General features: G+C 71.4%; 16 protein-coding genes. 13 read left to right on the top strand and 3 right to left on the bottom strand.

The genetic code is table 11. From position 1 onward, the window contains the following. Positions 1-143 precede the first annotated feature (143 nt). Positions 144-1,370 carry an acyl-CoA dehydrogenase family protein gene (locus ACFV8T_RS23910; protein ID WP_385330812.1) on the bottom strand — a complete coding sequence of 409 codons (1,227 nt, stop codon included), beginning with the start codon at positions 1,368-1,370 and terminating at the stop codon, positions 144-146. A 174-nt stretch (positions 1,371-1,544) separates the two neighbouring features. Between ACFV8T_RS23910 and ACFV8T_RS23905 the strand changes: the two genes are divergently transcribed. Then, on the top strand, positions 1,545-2,195 hold the full coding sequence (locus ACFV8T_RS23905) for a TetR family transcriptional regulator (protein WP_385330809.1): 651 nt from the start codon (positions 1,545-1,547) through the stop codon (positions 2,193-2,195). Between the two features lie 29 nt (positions 2,196-2,224). Here ACFV8T_RS23905 and def read toward each other — a convergent pair whose 3' ends face one another. After that, a complete protein-coding gene (def, locus tag ACFV8T_RS23900) occupies positions 2,225-2,770 on the bottom strand; it encodes a peptide deformylase (RefSeq protein WP_385330806.1) in 546 nt (181 codons plus the stop codon). Positions 2,771-2,884: 114 nt separating this feature from the next. Between def and ACFV8T_RS23895 the strand changes: the two genes are divergently transcribed. The 6 genes from ACFV8T_RS23895 to ACFV8T_RS23870 all read left to right on the top strand — a co-directional run bounded on the left by ACFV8T_RS23895 (position 2,885) and on the right by ACFV8T_RS23870 (position 8,008). Then, complete coding sequence (locus ACFV8T_RS23895; protein ID WP_072486330.1) at positions 2,885-4,123, top strand: MurT ligase domain-containing protein; 1,239 nt, start codon at positions 2,885-2,887, stop codon at positions 4,121-4,123. A 34-nt stretch (positions 4,124-4,157) separates the two neighbouring features. Beyond that, a complete protein-coding gene (locus ACFV8T_RS23890) occupies positions 4,158-4,883 on the top strand; it encodes a type 1 glutamine amidotransferase (RefSeq protein WP_385330803.1) in 726 nt (241 codons plus the stop codon). 197 nt (positions 4,884-5,080) lie between these two features. Beyond that, positions 5,081-6,109, top strand: a complete 1,029-nt coding sequence (locus tag ACFV8T_RS23885) for a 6-phosphofructokinase (RefSeq protein ID WP_385330800.1) — start codon at positions 5,081-5,083, stop codon at positions 6,107-6,109. Between the two features lie 111 nt (positions 6,110-6,220). Beyond that, positions 6,221-7,171 (top strand): cytochrome c oxidase assembly protein, encoded by a 951-nt coding sequence (locus ACFV8T_RS23880; RefSeq protein WP_385330797.1) that lies wholly within the window; start codon positions 6,221-6,223, stop codon positions 7,169-7,171. Between the two features lie 66 nt (positions 7,172-7,237). Next, on the top strand, positions 7,238-7,396 hold the full coding sequence (locus tag ACFV8T_RS23875; RefSeq protein ID WP_107408259.1) for a hypothetical protein: 159 nt from the start codon (positions 7,238-7,240) through the stop codon (positions 7,394-7,396). Between the two features lie 195 nt (positions 7,397-7,591). After that, positions 7,592-8,008, top strand: coding sequence for a cupredoxin domain-containing protein (locus tag ACFV8T_RS23870; protein ID WP_385330794.1), 417 nt, complete (start codon positions 7,592-7,594; stop codon positions 8,006-8,008). Positions 8,009-8,055: 47 nt separating this feature from the next. Here the strand turns inward: ACFV8T_RS23870 and ACFV8T_RS23865 are convergent, their stop codons facing one another. Next, positions 8,056-9,609 carry an alkaline phosphatase D family protein gene (locus tag ACFV8T_RS23865; protein ID WP_385330791.1) on the bottom strand — a complete coding sequence of 518 codons (1,554 nt, stop codon included), beginning with the start codon at positions 9,607-9,609 and terminating at the stop codon, positions 8,056-8,058. Positions 9,610-9,969: 360 nt separating this feature from the next. On the opposite strand from ACFV8T_RS23865, the gene ACFV8T_RS23860 reads away from it, so the two are divergent. From ACFV8T_RS23860 to ACFV8T_RS23835, 6 genes are all read left to right on the top strand, one after another. Continuing rightward, entirely contained in the window at positions 9,970-12,888 is a 2,919-nt protein-coding gene (locus ACFV8T_RS23860) for a family 78 glycoside hydrolase catalytic domain (protein WP_385330788.1), read from the top strand. After that, complete coding sequence (locus ACFV8T_RS23855) at positions 12,885-14,189, top strand: extracellular solute-binding protein (RefSeq protein ID WP_385330785.1); 1,305 nt, start codon at positions 12,885-12,887, stop codon at positions 14,187-14,189. Before ACFV8T_RS23860 ends, ACFV8T_RS23855 begins: the two co-directional genes overlap by 4 nt. Further along, on the top strand, positions 14,186-15,148 hold the full coding sequence (locus ACFV8T_RS23850) for a carbohydrate ABC transporter permease (RefSeq protein WP_385330783.1): 963 nt from the start codon (positions 14,186-14,188) through the stop codon (positions 15,146-15,148). Before ACFV8T_RS23855 ends, ACFV8T_RS23850 begins: the two co-directional genes overlap by 4 nt. Further along, on the top strand, positions 15,145-16,014 hold the full coding sequence (locus tag ACFV8T_RS23845; protein ID WP_385330780.1) for a carbohydrate ABC transporter permease: 870 nt from the start codon (positions 15,145-15,147) through the stop codon (positions 16,012-16,014). Before ACFV8T_RS23850 ends, ACFV8T_RS23845 begins: the two co-directional genes overlap by 4 nt. Before the next feature lie 9 nt (positions 16,015-16,023). Continuing rightward, positions 16,024-20,082, top strand: coding sequence for a hypothetical protein (locus ACFV8T_RS23840; protein WP_385330778.1), 4,059 nt, complete (start codon positions 16,024-16,026; stop codon positions 20,080-20,082). A 172-nt stretch (positions 20,083-20,254) separates the two neighbouring features. Beyond that, on the top strand, positions 20,255-22,111 hold the full coding sequence (locus tag ACFV8T_RS23835; RefSeq protein WP_385330775.1) for an APC family permease: 1,857 nt from the start codon (positions 20,255-20,257) through the stop codon (positions 22,109-22,111).

The raw sequence follows: 22,111 nt of genomic DNA, 5'->3' as shown, positions 1-22,111 counted from the left end.
GGGGGGGGGGGGAGGGGGGGGGGGTAGGGGTGGGGGGGGGGGGGGGGTGGGGGTTTGGGGGGGGGGGGGGGGGGTGGGGGGGGGGGGGGGGGGTGGGGGTTGGGGGTCGTAGGGGGCTCGGGGGCGGCCCCGGCGGGACGGCCTCAGCGGATCGGCATGCCCGACAGGGTGCGGGCGATGACCAGGCGCTGGATCTCGCTCGTGCCCTCGAAGATCGTGTAGATCGCCGCGTCCCGGTGCATCCGCTCCACCGGGTACTCACGGGTGAAGCCGTTGCCGCCGAGGATCTGGACGGCCTGGGCGGTGACCTTCTTCGCCGTCTCGCTCGCGTACAGCTTGGACATGGAGCCCTCCGCCGAGGTGAACGGCTTGCCGGTGGTCGCCATCCACGAGGCGCGCCAGACCAGCAGCCGGGCCGCGTCGATCTGCGTACGCATGTCCGCGAGCTGGAAGGCGATGCCCTGGTTGTCGATGATCGGGCGGCCGAACTGGGTGCGGGTCTTCGCGTAGTCCAGCGCGACCTCGTACGCCGCACGGGCGGTGCCGACCGCCATCGCGCCGACCGCCGGGCGGGACGCCTCGAAGGTGGCCATCGCGGCGTTCTTCACCCGCTCGCCACCGGAGGCGGCGCGCTCGCGGGCCCGCGCCAGGCGCTGGTCGAGCTTCTCCCTGCCCCCGAGCAGACAGTGGCCGGGGACCCGGACGTCCTCCAGGACGACCTCGGCGGTGTGCGAGGCGCGGATGCCGTGCTTCTTGAACTTCTGGCCCTGGGAGAGGCCGGGGGTGTCCGGCGGCACGATGAACGAGGCGTGCCCCTTGGACCCCAGCTCCGGGTCGACCACGGCGACGACGACATGGACGTTGGCGATGCCGCCGTTGGTCGCCCAGGTCTTGGTGCCGTTCAGCACCCACTCGTCCTTGGCCTGGTCGTACACCGCGCGGGTACGCATCGAGGCGACGTCGGAGCCCGCGTCCGGCTCGGAGGAGCAGAAGGCCGCGACCTTGACGTCGTCGGCGTCGCCGTACATCTGCGGGATCCAGGTCCCGATCTGCTCCTCGGTGCCGTTGGCGAGGACGCCCACGGCCGCCAGGCCCGTACCGACGATGGACAGGGCGATGCCCGCGTCCCCCCAGAAGAGCTCCTCCATCGCCATCGGGATGCCGAGCCCCGTCGGGTCGAAGAACTGCTGGGCGTAGAAGTCGAGGGAGTAGATGCCGACCTTGGCCGCCTCCTGGATGACGGGCCAGGGCGTTTCCTCACGCTCGTCCCACTCCGAGGCCGCCGGACGGATCACATCCGCGGCGAAGCCGTGAAGCCAGTCACGGACCTGCTTCTGGTCATCGTTGAGTTCGAGCGTGAACTCCGCCATGTTCCCCTCCACGTACTGCCGTGAAAAAACCACTCGTTACTTGCGGTAACCGCAGTCTGTTACCGACAAGTAGCCTCTGTCAACCGCCCAGGTTCGGATCCGCGCCGCGCTGGGCAGGGTGTTACGTTGCGCAGGCAGGACGCATTTGCACGGCCAGGGGCGGGGAGAGGCGACATGGAGAGCACACGACAGGCAGAGCGCCAGCGGACAGCGGCCGAGAGCCGCCGCCGCGAGCTGCTCGAAGCCGCCGACCGCGTGGTGCTCAGAGACGGGCCGAAGGCCTCGATGAACGCCATCGCGGCGGAGGCCGGAATCACCAAACCCATCCTCTACCGGCACTTCGGCGACAAGGGCGGCCTCTACCGCGCCCTCGCCAAGCGCCACACCGACGCGCTGCTGATCGCCCTGCGCGCCGCCCTCGACGCCCCCGCCGAGCGCCGCCGGCGCGTCGAGTCGACGCTCGACACCTATCTCGCAGCGATCGAGGCCCGCCCGCAGGTCTACCGCTTCCTGATGCACCCGTCCGACGACGCGGCGCCCTCGACGGAGCAGGGCTTCGACGTCGGACGGCACTCGGCGCCGCTGCTGCGCCGGCTGGGCGAGGAACTCGCCCTGGTGATAGCCGAGCGGGTGGACCTGGGGCCGGACAGCGAGGCCATGGCCCGCATCTGGGGCCACGGCATCGTCGGCATGATGCACGCCGCGGGCGACTGGTGGCTCGGTGAACGCCCCTGCTCCCGCGAGCAGTTGGTGAGCAGCCTGGCCGATCTGCTGTGGGGCAGGCTGGCCGCCGCGGGCGACCGGCCGGGCGGCCCCGGATTCTGAGGCCCCCGACACGCAGGCTGCGGGAGCGGTCAGCCGGTGCGCGCCCAGGGTGCCCGGCGGGCCGCGCGCAGCGCCCTGGCGCGCCGCAGCCCGGTCAACCGGTCCGTGTAGACCGCGCCTTCGAGATGGTCGCACTCGTGCTGGAGGCAACGCGCGAAGAAGCCGGTGCCGGTGACCCGGACCGGCTCGCCGTCGACCGTGAGACCCTCGACGACGGCACGGTCGAACCGCGGGGTACCCGCTTCGATGCCGGGCAGCGAAAGACAGCCCTCCGGACCGCGTACGGTGATGCCGTCGGTCTCGACGAGCCGCGGGTTGACGAGATGGCCGAGGTGACGGATGTCGTCGTCGTCCGGGCAGTCGTAGACGAACACGCGCAGCGGAACGCCGATCTGGTTGGCCGCGAGGCCGACGCCCTCGGCCGCGTACATCGTGGCATACATGTCCTCGACGAGGCGGGCGAGCGAGGGACCGAAGTCCGTGACGGGTTCACAGGTCCCGTGCAGCACCGGATCACCGAGCAGGCTCATGGCACGAATCAGTCCGGAACTGCCGGGGATCGGGCGGTTTCGCATGGCCGCAATCGTACGTTCCACGCGACCTCCACCTTCCCGGCGGTGCCAGGGTGCGGTCGCCGCGCCGGACATCGATAGGCTGGGCGTGGACCGATGCAAGGAGGATCTAGGACGATGGCAGGCAACACGGAGCCGCTGTCGCCGCGGGCCAAGCTGGCCGTGACGGCGGGCAAGGCCGCGGCGGCGGTGTCACGCGCCGCAGGGCGCGGCAGCGGATCGGTGATCGGCGGCCGGGTGGCGCTCAAGCTCGACCCCGACCTGCTGGGGCGGCTGGCGCAGCACCTGGACGTGATCCTCGTGTCGGCGACGAACGGCAAGACGACGACCACCCGGCTGATCGCCGAGGCACTGCGGGCCGCGGGCCCGGTGGTGTCGAACGCGCTCGGCGCGAACATGCCGGCGGGCATCACCTCGGCGCTGGCGGGCGGCTCGGACGCGCAGTACGGCGTGATCGAGGTCGACGAGAAGTACCTCGCCGGGGTCGCGCGCGACACGACGCCCAAGGTGATCGCGCTGCTCAACCTCTCCCGCGACCAGCTGGACCGCGCGGCGGAGACCCGGATGCTGGCGGAGAAGTGGCGTGAGGGGCTGTCCGGCTCGAAGGCCGTGATCGTCGCGAACGCCGACGACCCGCTGATCGTCTGGGCGGCGTCCTCCTCCCCCAATGTGGTGTGGGTCGCGGCCGGCCAGGCGTGGAAGGACGACGCCTGGTCCTGCCCCGCCTGCGGCGGTGTGATGCAGCGCCCCGGTGACGACTGGTTCTGCGGCGAGTGCGGATTCCGCCGGCCCGCTCCCAGCTGGGTCCTGCACGGCGACTACGTCCTGGACCCGCACGGTTCGGCGTGGCCGATCCACCTCCAGCTGCCCGGCCGCGCCAACAAGGCCAACGCCACCAGCTCCGCCGCCGTGGCCGCCGTCTTCGGTGTGCCGCCGCAGGTCGCGCTGGAGCGCATGTACCAGGTGCAGGCCGTCGCGGGCCGCTACGACGTGGTCTCCTTCCTCGGCCGTGAGCTGCGGCTGCTGCTGGCGAAGAACCCGGCGGGCTGGCTCGAAACGTTTTCCCTGATCGACCCGCCGCCCACGCCGGTGATCCTCTCCGTCAACGCGCGCGGCGCGGACGGCACGGACACCTCCTGGCTGTGGGACGTGGACTACACCCAGCTCGCCGGTCACCCGATCTTCGTGCTCGGCGACCGCAAGCTGGACCTGGCCGTCCGCCTCGAAGTGGCCGGTCTCGACTTCCGGGTCTGCGAGAACCTCGACGAGGCCGTGCAGCAGGCCCCGCCCGGCCGCATCGAGGTCATCGCCAACTACACCGCCTTCCAGGATCTGCGCCGTCGTGTCGGCAACTGACCCCGGCCCCGGCCACCTCCGGAGAGGACGAAGCATGAGCAACGGTCTGCGTCTGGTCTGGGTCTACCCCGACCTCCTCAGCACCTACGGCGACCAGGGCAACGCGCTGGTGGTGGAGCGCCGGGCCCGGCAGCGCGGTCTCGACGTGCAGCGCGTCGACGTGCGCAGCGACCAGCCGGTCCCGACGTCCGGCGACATCTATCTGATCGGCGGCGGCGAGGACCGGCCGCAGCGTCTCGCCGCGGAACGGCTGCGCCGCGACGGCGGGCTCAGCCGGGCCGCGTCGAACGGCGCGATCATCTTCTCGGTCTGTGCCGGCTACCAGATCCTCGGCCACGAGTTCATCAACGACCTCGGTAAGCGCGAGGCCGGTCTCGGGCTGCTCGACGTGGTCTCCACCCGCGGCGAGGGGGCCCGGTGCGTCGGTGACGTACTGGCCGACATCGACCCGCGCCTCGGCCTGCCGCCGCTGACCGGGTTCGAGAACCACCAGGGCGTCACCCATCTCGGCCCGACGGCACGGCCGTTCGCCCAGGTGCAGTTCGGCCGGGGCAACGGCACCGGTGACGGCACCGAGGGCGCGTACAACGACACCGTCTTCGGTACGTACATGCACGGTCCCGTGATGGCGCGCAACCCGCACATCGCGGACCTGCTGCTGAAGCTGGCCCTCGATGTGAACGCCCTGCCGCCGACGGACGACCGCTGGTACGAGGCGCTGCGCGCCGAGCGCATCGCGTCGGCGACACAGCCCGCCTGACGAGGCGCTGAGCGTCCGGCAGTCGAGGGGCGGCTCCGCCCCCCGACTGCCGGACGTGCTTGCTTTCGCTCGTCTGAGCAAAGTCCAGCAGGCGGACGCCCGGTTCGGTCCCGCCACCCTGCGCCGGTAGGGTGGCGGGGATCCAACCGGACGACGTGGTCCGGTCGTCGGCCCACGTTGCAAAGGTTTCCCGGGCAATGCGAATTGGTGTGCTCACCTCCGGCGGCGACTGCCCCGGCCTCAACGCCGTCATCCGTTCCGTCGTGCACCGCGCGGTGGTCGACCACGGCGACGAGGTCATCGGCTTCCACGACGGGTGGAAGGGCCTCCTCGAGTGCGACTACCGCAAGCTCGACCTCGACGCGGTCGGCGGCATCCTCGCCCGGGGCGGCACGATCCTCGGCTCCTCCCGGGTCCAGCCCGCCCATCTGCGGGGCGGTGTGGAACAGGCCAGGGGCCATGTCTCCGACCTCGGTCTCGACGCGATCATCCCGATCGGCGGCGAGGGCACGCTGAAGGCGGCCAACCTGCTCTCCGAGGCGGGTCTGCCGATCGTCGGCGTTCCGAAGACCATCGACAACGACATCGCCTCCACGGATGTGACCTTCGGCTTCGACACCGCCGTCGGTGTCGCGACCGAGGCACTCGACCGGCTCAAGACGACCGCCGAATCGCACCAGCGGGTGCTGATCGTCGAGGTCATGGGCCGCCACACCGGCTGGATCGCCCTGCACTCGGGCATGGCGGCCGGCGCCCACGCCATCGTCGTGCCGGAGCGCCCCTTCGACATCGACGAGCTGACCGAGGTGGTCGGCAAGCGTTTCTCGGCCGGCAAGAAGTTCGCGATCGTCGTGGTCGCCGAGGGCGCCAAGCCTCGCGAGGGCTCGTCCATGGAGATCGAGCAGGGCACCAAGGACATCTACGGGCACGAGCGGTTCGCCGGCATGGCCACGCAGCTCTCCGGCGAGCTGGAGCAGCGCCTCGGCAAGGAGGCCCGCCCGGTGATCCTCGGCCATGTGCAGCGCGGCGGCACGCCGACCGCGTACGACCGGGTGCTCGCCACCCGCTTCGGCTGGCACGCGGTGGAGGCCGCGCACCGCGGCGAATTCGGCATGATGACGGCGCTGCGCGGCACGGACATCGTGATGGTGCCGCTGGGCGAGGCCGTGGAGACGCTGAAGACCGTTCCGGCCGAGCGGTACGCCGAGGCGGAGTGCGTGCTCTGAGCGACCCCCTGTCCGACGGACTGCCCCCGGCCGCAACCGCGGCCGGGGGCAGTTCTACTCTGGTCGGGACAACCGGCACGAATCGGGGACGCCCCCGGCGGGAGTGAACAGATGGATCACAGCGGGCACGGCATGAACATGGATCTGCCGCCGTTCACGCTGGGGCGTGGGCTCCAATTCTCCGCGGACCCATTCTTCCTCATCGGCTGCCTTCTCGGCATCGGCCTGTACGCGTACGCCGTGCTGCGGCTGCGCAGACGCGGGGACGGCTGGCCGGTCGGCCGGACCGTGTTCTTCGTCGTCGGCGTGCTGAGCATCGCGCTGGTGATGTGCACCAAGCTCAACGACTACGGCATGGTCATGTTCAGCGTGCACATGGTGCAGCACATGGTGATCAGCATGCTGTCACCGATCCTGCTGCTGCTGGGCGCTCCGGTGACCCTGGCGCTGCGCGCGCTGCCGGTCGCGGGCCGTGGCCGCACCGGTCCGCGCGAGCTGCTGCTCAAGCTGCTGCACAGCCGGTACATGAGGATCATCACGCATCCGGCCTTCACGATCCCGATCTTCATCGCCAGCCTGTACGGGCTGTACTTCACCCCGCTCTTCGACTTCCTGATGGACTCGAAGACCGGTCACATCGCGATGATGGTGCACTTCCTCGCGGTCGGTCTGGTGTTCTTCTGGCCGATCATGGGCATCGATCCGGGACCGCACCGGCCCGGCTACGTGATGCGGATGCTGGAGCTGTTCGCCGGGATGCCGTTCCACGCGTTCTTCGGTATCGCGCTGATGATGGCGACGACGCCGATGGTGGGGACGTACAAGCATCCGCCGGCCTCGCTGGGCATCGACGCGCTGAGCGACCAGGGCTGGGCGGGCGGTATCGCCTGGGCCTTCAGCGAGATCCCGTCGGTGCTGGTGCTGATCGCGCTGGTCTTCCAGTGGTACCGCTCCGAGCAGCGGACCGCGAAGCGCTCCGACCGTGCGGCCGACCGGGACGGTGACCAGGAGCTCCAGGCGTACAACGCCTATCTCGCCTCATTGCAGGCGCGCGGGCAGTAGCGGTGGGCATGGCTCCGGGGTGACGATGGCATCCACGGCCGCACGGCCGACGAGGAGGGTGCGGGCATGTCCGGATCCACGAAGGCCATGGGAGTGCTCACGCTGACGGCCCTGGTCGTCGTCACCGCCTACACGGTGGCGCTGGGGAGCAGCGGCTGGCTCTGGTTCGGCTGGGTGGTGCTCGGTCTGATCACCCTGGGGATGGCGGCGACGCGCGAATCCTGACCCCGGGCAGACGTGCGCGTCCCGGCCCCGGGAACTGCGGCGGGGTCCGGTCGGCGTACCGGCTGCCGACGCCGGTACGCCGGACGGATTCGACCCGCGGATCGCTCCGAGCGCCTGCCCGTCGCCTGGTCGCGGAGCTCCTATCGTTCGGGCCACAGTGCCGTCAAACCGGCGGTCGGACCCGAGGAGCTCTTGATGGGGAACCGTGCGAGAACGGCCGCCGCGGTGATCGTGGCGGGACTGTTCGCCGCCGCCGCGGGCGGGTGCTCGAACAGTGGCGGCGGCAGCTCGCCGTCCTCCAGTGCCACACCACCGTCGTCCGTCTCACCGGCCCCTTCGGTCTCCTCCTCCCCGGTGGGCAAGGTGGTGATCACGATCAAGGACTTCGCGTTCGAGCCGGCCCGTCCCACGGTCGCGCCGGGGACGCTGATCACCGTGGTCAACAAGGACTCCACGGCCCACACCCTGACCGCCACCGGCAACAAGGCCTTCGACACCGGCAATGTGGCGCCGGGGCAGACGGTCACGTTCACCGCCCCGGACAAGGCGGGCTCGTACCCGTTCATCTGCACGATTCACCCGTACATGAAGGGGTCGCTCACCGTCCGGTGAGCCACGTCGGCGGCGCCCCTTTCCGGGGCACCGCCTCCCTGATGCGCTCAGGCCTGCTGGAGACCCGGCCGGCCGGCCTCCGTCACGTACGAGGTCCGGGTCGAGACGGGTGCGCCGGGGGTGGTGACGTACGGGAGGACCCGGAAATCGGCGCGGCAGCTCTCCCGGGTCAGCGCGCAGCGCACGTAGCCGCGCTGGAAGTTGGTGAACTTGATGTGCTCGTTGGCCGCGAGCAGCTTGGCACCGGAGGGGTCCAGGTCCATCCCGTCCTTGGTGGTGGAGATGGACGAACCGACGAACTCGACGCCGAGCGTGGGTGATCCCGGGTCGTCGAAGTTCTGCTTCAGATCGGCGGCGAGGTGCCGGTGCATGTCGCCGGTGAGGACGACGGGGTTGCTCACGCTGCGGTCGGTGATCTCCTTGAAAAGCCGTCGGCGGGCGTCCACGTAGCCGTCCCAGAAGTCCATCACGAATGCCTGGCCGGGGCCGGGATCGGTGTCGACCTGGGCCACGGGGATCTGCTGGGAGATCATGTTCCACGTCGTGTCGGAGCGTCCGAGGCCGCGGTACAGCCACTGTTCCTGCTCGGGGCCGAGGATGGTGCGGCCGGGCGTCAGCCGTTCGTCGCAGCCGCTCTTGGTGCCGTCGCCGCAGGGCTGGTCGTCGCGGAAGAGCCGGGTGTCGAGGATGTGGAAGGTGGCCATCCGCCCGTAGCGCAGACGGCGGTACATCCGGGCCTCGAAGCCGTTCGGCTTGTTCGGCAGCCGCAGCGGCAGATGCTCGTAGTACGCCTGGAAGGCGGCCGCCGCGCGCTCGCGGAAGACCGCCGGGTCCTGGTCGGGCTCGTTGTCGGCCTTGGACTTGTCGCGCGCCCAGTTGTCCTCGACCTCGTGGTCGTCCCAGACGAGGGCGAACGGGTGGGTCTGGTGGGCGGCGATGAGGTCGGGGTCGAAGCGGTGGAGGGCGTGGCGGTTGCGGTACTGGACGAGGTTCATCGGCTCGGGACGCAGCTCGGCGGCGACTGGGACGTTGCGTACGCCGCCCATGGCGTCGATGGCGTTCTCGTAGATGTAGTCGCCGAGGTGCAGGACCAGATCGACGTCCTCCTCGGCGAGGTGCCGGTAGGCGGTGTAGAAACCCTCGAACCACGCCTGGCAGGAGACGAAGGCGAAGTCCAGCTCCCTGGGCCGGCTGTGCGGCGGGGGCGCGGTGCGGGTGCGCCCGACGGGGCTGAGCGCGCCGCCGGCGCGGAAGCGGTAGTAGTAGTGCCGGTCCGGCTGGAGTCCGGAGACCTCGACGTGGACGGAGTGGGCGAGTTCGGGCACCGCGCGGGTCCGTCCCCGGCGTACGACGGAGCGGAAGCGGTCGTCGCGGGCGACCTCCCACTGCACGTCGACGGCGTACGGCGGCATGCCTCCGTTTCCGTCCGGCGCGAGGGGCTGGGGAGCGAGGCGGGTCCACAGTACGACCCCGTCCGGCCACGGATCGCCGGACGCCACCCCCAGGGTGAACGGATCCTCGTGGAAGGGCGCGTCACCCCAGGCCCGGCCTGCCGACAGGCCCGCCGCGGCCAGGGCCATACCGGCCGTTCCGCCGAGCATCACCCGTCTTCCGAACCCTCCGGTACCACCTGACCCACTGTTCATTCGCATGAAACTCGTCCCTTCGTCGAACGGAATTCCGTCCGGTACGAGGTGGGATCGGCGCGTGATTTCACGCCCGTCCATGTGGTAATCACAGCGTGGATATCACAGAGGAATCACACGCCACAAGACCACCCGCGGGTGGTCACATTGCCGTTCACAAGCGGTTAGTTGAGGAGACATCAACCATCTTCCCGGGCGCCCGAGGACAGGTCGGCAACACCCTTGACACCCCTCAGGGCGGCTCATAGTCTCCACGCCACAGAATTAACGTTAGATTTCACATCGGGAAATTCGGTGCGACGGAAGGACGTGTTCGTGTCCGGCTCCCCGGCAGCGGATGTACCCGCCCGCCGCCCCGCCGAAGGGACGGCGACCGGTCGGCCGGATGCCCGGAAGCTGCGGCCGTACGCTCTGCGATGCGAGCATCGCACCACCCCGCTGGGGATCGACGAACCCGCGCCCCGGCTCTCCTGGCGGCTGGCCTCCGACCGCCGCGGCGACGACCCGGTGGCGTACCGGGTCCGTGTCGCCGAGCACGCCGAGGAACTGGACGGCGGCGGTCACGTCCTCTGGGACACCGGCCGGGTGGCCGATCCCGGCGCGACGGCCGTCGACTACGCGGGGCCGGCGCTCCCGGGCCGTACGCGCTTCCACTGGCGGGTCTCGGTATGGCCGGCCGGGTCGGACGTGCCCGCCGAGGCCACCTCCTGGTTCGAGACCGCTTTCACCCACGCGGGTGAGTGGCGGGCTTCGTGGATCACCCACGACCCGCGTCCGGTCGACGTCATGGACGCGCCCACCGAGGGCGAGTTCGCCCTCGACGACCACGGGCTCGCCCCGTGCCCCGTCCTGCGCCGGACCTTCACCGCATCGGCCGTCACCCGTGCCCGGCTCCATGTCAGCGCGCGCGGCCTGTACGAGGTCCGGCTCAACGGCGTACGGGTCGGCGACGCCGAACTCGCGCCCGGCTGGACCGACTACCACCACCGCGTCCAGTACCAGACGTACGACGTCACCGAGGCGCTGCGCGACGGGGAGAACGTCCTCGCGGCCACCGTCGCCGATGGCTGGTGGAGCGGGTTCGTCGGCTTCGAACCGCGCAGGGCCGGAGCGCACTACGGCTCGTCCCCCCAGTTCCTGGCCGAACTCCATCTGACCGGGCCGGACGGCCGGAGCTCCGCGGTCGTCACCGACGACACCTGGCGCACCGGCACGGGAGTCGTCCGCCACGCGGATCTGCTGATGGGCGAGTGCCATGACCTCCGGCACACCGCCGACGGCTGGGAACTCCCCGGCTTCGACGACTCCGGCTGGCCCACGGCCCTGATCACGGACACCGATCACCGCCTCCTCGTGGCATCCGTCGACGAGCCCGTACGGGCGATGACCGAGCTGCGCCCGTGCTCGGTCGAACGTGTCTCCCCCGGCACCCACGTCGTCGACTTCGGCCAGAACCTCGCCGGACGCGTACGGCTGAGCGTCCGTCGCCTCGCGGCCGGGGCACGGGTGGTGATCCGGCACGCCGAGGTGCTGGACGGGTCGCGACGGCTGTACACGGCCAATCTGCGCACCGCTGCCGCGACCGATGTGCTCGTCGGGGACGGCCGCGAGCACATCGTGTTCGAGCCGCGCTTCACGTATCACGGGTTCCGGTACGCGGAGATCAGCGGCGTCCCGGAGCTGACCGATTCCGATGTCGTCGCCGTGGCGCTGCACAGCGACACGCCGTGGGCCGGGCAGTTCGACTGTTCGGACGCGGAGCTGAGGCGGCTCCACGACTGTGTGGCGTGGGGGCAGCGCTCGAACTTCGTGAGTGTGCCCACGGACTGTCCGCAGCGCGACGAGCGGCTCGGCTGGCTGGCCGACGCGCAGGTCTTCCTCCCCACGGCCGCGCTCAACGCCGATGTCGCCGCGTTCTTCACCAAGTGGCTGCGCGACATCGACGACGCCCGTACCCCCGACGGCGGCTTCACCAATGTCGCCCCGCGCCTCGTGGGAGTCGCCGACGAGGGCGCGCCCGGCTGGGCGGACGCGGGGGTGATCGTCCCCTGGCACCTGTACCGCGTCTACGACGACCCCCGCTTCCTCGCCCGGTCGCTGGAGGGCATGTGCGCCTGGGTCGATCTGATCCACCGCCACAATCCCGATCTGGTCTGGCGCCATCGGGTGGGACCGCACTTCTCCGACTGGCTCGCGCCCGGCACCCCCACCCCCCGTGAGGTCATGGCCACCGCGTACTTCGCGCAGAGTGCCCGTCTCACCGCACAGGCCGCCGGGGTCCTGGGGCACAAGGACGTCGGGCAGCGCTACCACCGGCTGGCGGACGACATCCGTCGCACGTTCACCGAGCGCTTCGTCACCTCCGAAGGGGCCGCGGACGGCCTTTCCGTACGCGTCGCGGGCGACACCCAGACCGGGTATCTCGTCGCGCTCGCCTTCGAGCTGCTGCCCGCCGGGCTCGTCGGCGCCGCCGCCCGCCGTCTCGCCGAACTCATCGAGTCGGCCGGGCCCGCCCTGCTGACCGGTTTCCTCGGGGTGGCGCTCGCCGCGCCCGTCCTCGATGCCCATGGCCGGGCCGACCTCGCCCATGCGCTCCTGCTCCGCGACGAGGTGCCGTCGTGGCGGTTTCCGCTGCGGCACGGCGCCACCACGATCTGGGAACGCTGGGACGGGTGGACCCCCGGCACCGGATTCCGGGCGCCGTCGATGAACTCCTTCAACCACTACGCGCTCGGCTCGGTCGGCGAGTGGCTCTACCGCGGTGTCGCCGGCCTGGACCAGGCGCCGGACTCCACGGGATACCGGCGGCTGCGGATCCGGCCGCGCCCCGGCGGCCTCCGCCACGCGAGCGCCCGCCACGAGTCGGTCCGCGGCACCGTCGCGGTGACCTGGGAGCGGCACGGCGGCCGGATCGCCGTGCGCGTCCTGGTACCGCCCGGCGCCACCGCCGATGTGTACCTGCCCACCACGGACCCCGCCTCGGTCCGCGAATCGGGCGTGGTGCCGAGCGCCGACGACCGCCACGTCACTCCGGTCTCGACCGCCGCCGACCACGTGCTCTACCGGGTGTCCTCGGGCGCCTACCGATTCACCGCGGCCCATCCCCCGGTGGACGGCCGTGCCGGGACGCCCGAGGCGGACCGGCCGCGGCCGTCGCCCGCCCCGAGCCGACGCACATCAGGAGCGGCGGCGAAACCATCGTTCGCCCGTTCGTACGAGGAGGACACACCATGACGACGGGTTCTCGCTTCCGGCCGGACCGCAGCACGGTCGGCCGCCGGGGTTTCCTCCGGATCGGCGGCGGGGTCGCGGCGCTCGCCGCCCTTCCGCCCGTGCTGACGGCCTGCTCCGATTCCGGCGGTTCCGGCAAGCTGCGCGTCGTCGGCGTCGCCGACCAGCAGAAGCCGATAGAGGAGCTCGTCGCCCTCTACCGCAAGTCCCGGCCCGACGACGAGTTCGCCACCTCCTTCGCGCCCACGGACCAGGTGCAGACGGTGGTGCGCACCCAGCTCGCCGGTGGCAACGCCCCCGATGTGCATGTGCTCTATCCCGGCAGCGGCAGTGCCATGTCCATGGTCGAGCTGGCCAAGGCCGGGCTGCTCGCCGACCTCAGCGAGCAGTCCTGGACCAAGGAGGTCCCGGCGAACTTCCACCCGGCGTACCGGCATCAGGGCAAGACCTATCTGTATTCGGCGGGAAGCAGTGTCATCGGTGCCATCCACAACAAGAAGGCCTTCGCCGAGGCCGGGGTCGAGCCGCCGAAGACATGGAGCGAACTCCTCGATGTCTGTGCGAAGTTGAAGGCCAAGGGCATCATCCCGATCGCGCTCGGCACGCAGACGCCCTGGGTCACCCAGCTGATCACCTACGCGCTGGTCCCCAACGCCGTCTATGCGAAGAACCCCGGATTCGACGCCGAGATGGCCTCCGGAAAGGCCCATTTCCGCGGCTCCGGATGGGCCGACGCGATGGGCAAGTACCAGGAGCTGCAGCGTCGGGGCTTCTTCAACGAGAACCCCAACGGAACGACGTACGAGCAGCAGACCTCGATGGTCGCGAGCGGCAAGGCGGCGATGGCCGTCCAGGTGTCCGCCGTGCTCGCCAACTTCCGCCAGGCCGCCCGGAATCCGGAGGACCTGGGCATGTTCCCCTTCCCCGGCGGTGACGACGCCGCGAATCTGTGGATCCCGGCGGGCATCGTCGTCGGGCTCGGGGTCTCCGCGCGGTCCAGGAAGTCGGCCGGGGCGAAGGCGTTCATCGAATTCCTCGGGAAGCAGGAGAACGTCGACCGCTGGGCGCAGTCCGTGGCCGCGATCCCGTTCAAGCGCGGCGCCTCGACGAAGACCGACCCGGTCCTCGACGGCTTCCTGCCCCTCATCGACGGCAACCGGGCCGTTCCCTTCATGGACCAGGGCTGGCCCAACGCCGAGGTGCAGCCCGCCCATTTCGCCGCCGTGCAGAACCTCCTCGCGGGCAAGAAGGACGTGGACGGCGCCCTGAGGCAGATGGACGAGGCCTACGGGAAGAAGTCGTGACGAGCACCTCCGAGAAGACCGTCCCGGGCACGGCCGACCGGTCCGGGGACGGTCCGCGGACCGGTCGCGAGCGGCCGGTGCGGCGCCGCGACCACACCGTCCCGCCCTGGCTCTTCGTCGTACCGGCGCTCGTCGTCTACGGCATCGTCGTGCTCTATCCGAGCCTCGCCGGGGTTATGTACGCCTTCACCGACTGGTCCGGCATCGGCGGCTTCTCCTTCACCGGTACGGAGAACTTCCGCACCCTGCTCGACGACGGCCGGGCGCTGGAGTCCGTCGGCAACACCCTGCTCCTCACCATCGCCGTGGTCGTCGTCCAGAACGGCATCGGCCTGCTGCTCGCGCTCGGTGTCCACACCAACATCAAGTCCCGCGCGGTGCTGCGGCTCATCTTCTTCGCACCGGCCGTGGTCAGCCCCGTCATGGTCGCGATCCTCTGGAAGTACGTCTACAACCCCGAGAACGGCGCCGGTCTCAACGGTCTCCTCGGCGCGGTCGGACTCGGCGGACTGCGTCAGGACTGGCTCGGGAATCCCTCGCTCGCCCTGTGGTCCGTCGCGGCGATGGTCGTGTGGCAGTACGCGGGTTACTCGATGGTCGTCTTCCTGGCCGGGCTCCAGGGCGTGCCCGCCGAACTCCACGAGGCCGCGCGGATCGACGGGGCGGGCTCCTGGCAGCGCTTCCGCTATGTCACCTGGCCGCTCCTGGCCCCGGCGCTGACGATCAACCTGATGCTGTCGACCATCGGCGGTCTCAAACTCTTCGACCAGGTCTACGCCGCGACGAACGGCGGCCCCGGCACCTCCAGCGAGACGCTGTCGACCGTTCTGTACAAGGAAGCGTTCGTCTACGGGAAGTTCGGCTACAGCACCGCCGTGGCCCTGGTCCTCGCGCTGTTCGTCGCCGCGGTCTCCCTGGTCCAGCTCCGTTATCTGCGTGCGAGGGAGGTCACCGCGTGAGCATCGCAACGGTCCACGGACCGGCGAAACCGGGACGTGGGCGCCGCAGGCCGCGGTACGGGCAGTACGCCCTTGAACTGGTCATGACCGCCGTCGCCGTCGTCTTCCTGTTCCCGGTGTACGCCCTGATCACCCTGGCGATGAAGGACCCCCGGCAGATCTCCGAATCGCCCCTCTCGCTGCCCTCGCCGCCCACCTTCGGCAACTTCGGCGACGCCTGGTCCTCCGCGTCACTGGGGCCCGCCCTGCTCAACAGCACGGTCATCACCGTCGTCAGTCTGCTGCTGCTCATCGTCCTCGGTTCCACGGGGGCCTACTACCTCGCGCGGCGCGCCCGCGGCCTCGGCTACGGGCTGTACATCCTGTTCCTGCTGGGCATCGTGCTGCCGTTCCAGCTCGGCATGATCCCGCTCTACAAACTCGTCGACGACCTCGGCTGGCTCGGCACGTACCAGGGCATGGTGCTCTTCTACACCGGCATCCAGCTGCCGTTCACCGTCTTCCTGTACACCGGTTTCATCCGCGCTCTGCCGCAGGACTACGCGCAGGCCGCGCTGATCGACGGCTGCAACCACCGGCAGGCCTTCACCCGGATCGTGTTCCCGCTGCTGCGCCCCATCACCGGCACCGTGATCATCCTGAACGCGGTGTTCATCTGGAACGACTTCTTCACCCCGTTGCTGTACCTGGGCGGCTCCGACAAGGAGACCGTGCCGGTGGGCATCTTCGCGTTCGTCGGCCAGTACGTCTCGGACTACGGCCTCGTCTTCGCCGGGCTGGTGCTCGCGGCGCTGCCGATCCTGATCGTCTTCGTGGTCCTCCAGCGCTATGTGATCAAGGGCTTCGCGGGCGGTCTCAAGGGCTGAGGAGCTCTCATGACACACCCGGAGGACGGACCGCTCCTCCCGCCGGGCATCGCGGCGGTCCTCGCCACGCCCCCGCGCGCCTTCTCGCCCGTCGCCATCTGGTGGTGGAGCGGGGAGCGGCTCGACCGGGCCCGGCTGCGTGCGCAGCTGGAGCGCTTCGCGCAGGGCGGGGTGCACAACCTCGTGCTCCTCGATCTGGCGCCGTCGGGGCCGCTGTTCGGCTCCGACGCCGACGACCCGCCGTTCCTCTCCGACGCGTGGTGGGCGCTGCTCGACGGGGTGTGCGACGACGCCGGTGAACTGGGGGTCGCCCTCTGGTTCTACGACCAGCTCGGCTTCTCCGGCGCCGATCTGCAGGCACGCCTCGTCGACGAGTGCCCCGCCCACGCCGGCCGTCGGCTCGACCGCGTGCGGGCCGTGGTGGAGTCCTCGGCGGACCGGGCCGGGGAACTGCGGTGCCCGCCGCACGGCCGGCCGCTCGCGGGCAGCGCCGAACCGCTCGACGACGACGGCCGGAGCACCGGTGCGGCGGTCCCGGTGACGGTGGCCGACGGGGTCGTACGGGCGCCCGGCGCCGGCCGCTGGCGCCTGACGCTCCATCACCATGTCGCGCTGGGCTTCGACTACCTCGGCGCCGACGCCTGTGCGGCGCTGCTGGACCGGGTGCACGGGGAGTTCGAGCGCCGGCTCGGTGACCGGATCGGATCCGTCGTCGTCGGCTCGTTCCAGGACGAACTGCCGTCCCTGCCCACCTGGTCCACCGGCTTCGCCGACGCCTTCCGGCGCCTTCGCGGGTACGACATCGCCGAGCGGCTCGATGCCCTGTACGACGACTGCGCGGATCCGGACGTCCCCCGGATCCGCCGCGACTACCACCTGACCCGGGCCGAACTGGCCGAGGACGCGTTCTTCCGGCCGCTGGCCGCCTGGCACGAACGCCACGGGCTGCTCATCGGCTGCGACCAGCAGGACCCCGCCCGCGCCGGACACCCGGTCGCGGGCGTGGAGCTGTACGCCGACTACGCGCGAACGCACCGCTGGTTCTCGGCACCCGGCTCCGACCACCACGGGGACGCCCGCATCCACTCCTCGCTCGCCCACCTCTACGGCCGTCCCCGCACCTGGGTCGAGGCCTTCCACTCCACCGGCTGGGGCGGCACCCTGGAGGAGACCTTCGACTGGCTGCTCCCGTGGCTCCGCGCCGGCGCCACGCTCTACAACCCGCACGCCGTGTACTACACGACCAAGGGCGGCTGGTGGGAATGGGCGCCGCCCGCGACCGACTGGCGCCAGCCGTACTGGCGACACCACCACGTCTTCGCCGACGCCGTGACCCGGCTGTGCGCGATGCTGAGCCTCGGTCACCATCTGTGCGACATCGCGATCCTGCTGCCCACCACCACCGCCCAGGCGGGCACCGCCCTGGACGGTGTCACCGACGCGGCGAGGCGCGCCCAGTCGGTGTATCTCGAACTCGTCGGGGACATGGCCTGGTTCCGCACCCGGCCCGGCGTCATGGACCGTCTGGGCCTCGACGCCGACGTCATCGACGACGCCTCCCTGGCCCGCGCCCGGGTCTCCCGGCTCGACGACGGCGTACGGCTGCGGGTCGCGGACGAGGCGTACGCCACGGTCGTACTGCCCTCCTGCACCGTGCTCGAACGGGAGACGGCGCAGCGGCTCGTCGCATTCGTCTCCGCCGGTGGGCGGTTGATCGCGCTGGGCGACCTCCCCGAGCAGCTCGTCGGCCCCGGCACGGCCACGGCGGCCGGGCTGCGGGAGTGCTTCGTGGACGGCCGGGCCGTGCACATCCCCAGGACGGACGATCCTGCCGATCCGCTCGCCGCCGCTCTCGGCGGTGCGCACCCGGTCGTCCGCGCACCGGTTCCCGCTCTCGCGCGTCGGGTGGACGGCGCCACGGTGGTGTTCCTGACCGCGGCCGCCCCGCGGGCGACCCGTGCGTCCGTCGCCGCCCCCGACGAGCGGGGCGCCGCCCTGGGCTGGCTGGACGCCCGCTACGACTTCGACCCGGGCCGCTACGCGCGGCGGGCCCGGGTGCGGGTCCGGGATGTTCCGGGCCCGGCCGTTCTGGTGGACCCGTTCGGCGGTGCTCCGCGGACGCTGCCGGTACTGCCCGCCGCCGACGACGAGCGGGCCGTCGAGGTCGATGTCCCCTTCGACACGGGCCCCGCGGCCGTACTGGTCTTCCCGGACCGCGACCGGGAACCGGCCGCGCCCGTGGCGCACGGCTCCCGGCCGGGTGTCGCCACCGTCGTGGAGATTCCCCCGGACGCGGAGTGGGACATGGTGCTCGTCCCGACGCTCGACAACACCTGGGGCGATTTCGCCCGCCCCGCGACCGGGCCGCCCACCGGCACGGCCGTCACCGAGTGCCGGACCTTCCGGCACCGGGTGGAGGCGGCCGGTGAGGACGGTCTCCGGGACGGCTGGGCCGCGCCCTCCGGCCCCGGTCGTCCGGCGTGCGCCACGGTCCACGCGACGTTCGGCCCGCGCGCGGTCGTGCTCCGCGAGGGGCCCGACCGAGGCGGCCCCTCGGTGCTCGAATGGTCCGAGAGCCTGGGCGTGTACAAGGACCCGGTGCATCGCGCGGTTCTGGGGCCGAAGGGGCATGTGCCCGAGGAGTTCGCCCACCTCGGCCACGCGGTCGCCGGAGAGGTGGTGCGGCTGCGCGTGGCACTGCACCTGGACGAGGCCTTCGACGGACATCTCGCGATCGGGGCCGCGGCAGCCAAGCGGGCCCGGATCGACGGCGCGTCGGTGGCTCTCCACGACGAGGGCCATCTCGCGATGGGCCCGGTGCGGGCGACGGCCGGACTCCACCTGCTCGAACTGGAGCTGACACCTGATCACCACGGCGACCTGCGGGCGCATTTCGCGCTCGTTCGTGATCCCGAACGCTACCAGCGCCCGGAGTGGATCCACGCGCCCGGGACGATGGGCACCACACTGCACCTCCCCGCACTCCCCGACCGGGCTGTCGTCCAGATCGCCTCCCGGGCGCCTTGCGCGCTGCGGGTGAACGGTCAACTCATCGGCAGACAGGGCGGATTCGACCCGTACGCCGAACACGCGGTGCCACGTGTCCGACGGCACGACGTGGCTGCGGCGCTGCGTGTCGGCGACAACGACATCACGGTCGAGGCGTCCGGCGACGGCGAGCGCGCGGTCCTGGTGGACGCGGTTCTCCACGACGAACACGGCGAGTGCGTCGCGACGCTGCACAGCGATTCCCGCTGGTGGGCCGAGGGGGCCCGGGGGCGCGGGCCGGTCCGGGTGCGTCGGGAGCCGGTGGGCGATCCCGCCGCCCTGTGTCTGCGCCGCCGCCCTCATCCGCTGCCGGGTGCCGCGTGGCTGGACCCGGGGGCCGATGACGGCACGGTGGTTCCGGTGCGGTTCGCGGTCCCGGGGCGCCGGGGCGGTGTGGAATGGCTGTGGTGCGAACTCCCGCCCGGGACCAGGCGGTTGACGGCTTCCGTGCACGGCGACGTCACCGTCCACGTGGACGGCTCCGAATACCCCGGTGTGACCGCCGTCGACGCCCGGGGAGTACGTACCGTGACGGTCGAGCTGCCGCCCGGTGATCGCGGCGGGCCGCGGGCCGCGGCGCTGCGGGTCCGGACGCGCCCCGGGTACGAGGGTGGTGCCGCGCTGGCGGGTCCGGTGCGCTGCACGGTCGGCCCCGGGCGGATCCGGCTCGGCGACTGGGAGGACCGGGGCCTCGCCGAGTACAGCGGCGGAGTGCGGTACGGCCGCGAGGTGACCGTGCCCGCCGGGGTCGTCACGGGACAGGTGTGGCTGGACCTCGGGCGGGTCCGGGGAACGGCGGAGGTACGGGTCGGCGGCGTCGCCGCGGGGGTGCGGGTGTGCTCCCCGTACGTCTTCGACCTGACGGGTCTGGTCGTGCCCGGGGCCAATGCCGTGGAGATCACCGTGTTCGGGACACTGGCGCCGCACCTGGACGCGACGAGCCCGACCCACTTCGTCTTTCCCGGGCAGCGTGTCAGCGGCCTGCTGGGTCCCGTACGGCTGCGGACCGGGCGGGTGTGACGGGGCGGGACGGGGCACGGCAGGTCGCGGAAACCGGCGCTGCGCCCCTGCCCCGCGCGTCAGGAACGCGCGAAGAGTTCACCGTTCCGCGCCAAGATCGCGCAAGCGCCCGTCACCGGCGGCCGGACCCGGGCTCACGCTGGGCGGACCCGATCGAAGGACCGCGCCTCACATGTCCGTTCTGACCTCAGCCCCCGGTACGGCGCAGAGCGCCCAGGAACCCCCCGATGCCGGGGCACGCCACAAACTCACCTCCCTCACCGGCCTCGCCGCGCTCTCGCTCGACGCGATGGCCTCGGTGGCGTACGGACCCGAGGCGATCGTCCTGGTCCTGGCAGCGGCCGGCGGCCACGGACTCGGTTTCACACTCCCCGTCACACTGGTGATCGCGGTCCTCCTGGCCGTCCTCGTGGCCTCGTACCGCCAGGTCATCGCCGCCTTCCCGGACGGCGGGGGCAGCTACGCGGTCGCCCGGACGCATCTCGGCCGCCGCACCGGTCTGGTCGCGGCCGCCTCGCTGGTCCTGGACTACGTCCTCAATGTCGCGGTCGCCGTCACCGCCGGAGTGGCCGCGCTGACCTCGGCCTTCCCCGGTCTCCACGACGACCGCGTATGGCTCTGCCTCGCCGTGCTGGCCCTGATCACCGGTGTGAATCTGCGCGGGATCGCCGACTCGGCGCGTGCGTTCGTCGTGCCGACCGCGGTGTTCATCGGCTCGGTCCTCGCGGTGATCGCGGTCGGTCTCCTCCGCTCGGCCCCGGTGAGTGCCGAGGCCGCGGCCGGTCATGCCTCCGCGCTCTCCGACCAGGCCACCGCGGTCGGTGCGCTGCTCCTGCTCAAGGCCTTCGCCTCGGGCTGCTCGGCGCTCACCGGTGTCGAGGCCATCGCCAACGCCGTGCCGTCGTTCCGCGCCCCGGGCATCCGCCGGGCCCAGCGCGCGGAGGTCGCGCTCGGTGTGCTGCTCGGTGTCATGCTGATCGGTCTGTCCGTGCTCATCTCCCGGTTCGGCTTGCAGCCGGTGCAGGGCGTCACGGTGCTGGCCCAGCTCACCGAGGCGTCGTTCGGCCACCATCTCGCCTTCTACGTCGTGCAGTTCGCCACGATGGTGCTGCTGGCGCTCTCCGCCAACACGTCCTTCGGCGGGCTTCCGGTGCTGCTCGGACTGCTGGCCCGGGACAACTTCCTGCCGCATGTGTTCGGTCTGAAGGCCGACCGGCAGGTGCACCGCCACGGGGTCCTCGCCCTCTCGGCCGTCTCCGCCGCGCTGCTGGTGCTCTCCGGCGGCGACACCAACACCCTCGTCCCGCTCTTCGCGATCGGTGTGTTCGTCGGCTTCACCCTCGCCCAGACCGGGATGGTCGTCCACTGGCGCGGCGTCCGCGGGCCGAAGTGGGCGGGCAAGGCGCTGCTCAACGGCCTGGGCGCGCTGCTGACCGGCGTCGGCGCGGTCGTCGTCACGGCCACCAAGTTCCATGACGGCGCCTGGCTGATCGTGGTCGCCCTGCCCTTGCTGGTCGTCTGCTTCGAGAGCGTGAACCGGGCGTACGGCAGGATCGGGGAGCGACTGGGCGTCGGCCGCATCCCGGATCCCCCGCACCGCACCCGCTCACTGGTCGTGGTTCCGGTCTCCTCGCTCACCCGGCTCACCAGCGAGGCCCTGACCGCCGCGGTGTCGCTGGGCGACGAGGTCCGGGCGGTCACGGTGTGCCACCCCGATACCGAGGACCGGTCGCGGGCCGAATCCCTGGCCCGGGACTGGGAGTTGTGGAACCCGGGCGTCCCACTGGTCCGGCTGGACTCGGACCGACGCACGGTCGGCCGGCCGGTCGCCGCGTACGTACGCGCACTGGCGGCGGCGGATCCGGGGGTCCGGATCACCGTCCTCGTCCCCGAGGCCGAACCGGCCCATGTGTGGCAGCGGCTGCTGCAGAACCAGCGGGGCGCGGTCGTCGCCCACGCCGTACGCCACGAGACGGAGGCGGTGGTCTGCCGGCTGCGGTTCCGGTTGCTGGATACCCGGTCCTCCTGA

The organism is Streptomyces sp. NPDC059832 (assembly GCF_042731715.1).
Taxonomy (GTDB): Bacteria; Actinomycetota; Actinomycetes; order Streptomycetales; family Streptomycetaceae; genus Streptomyces.
This window is presented reverse-complemented; position numbering and strand designations above follow the sequence as displayed.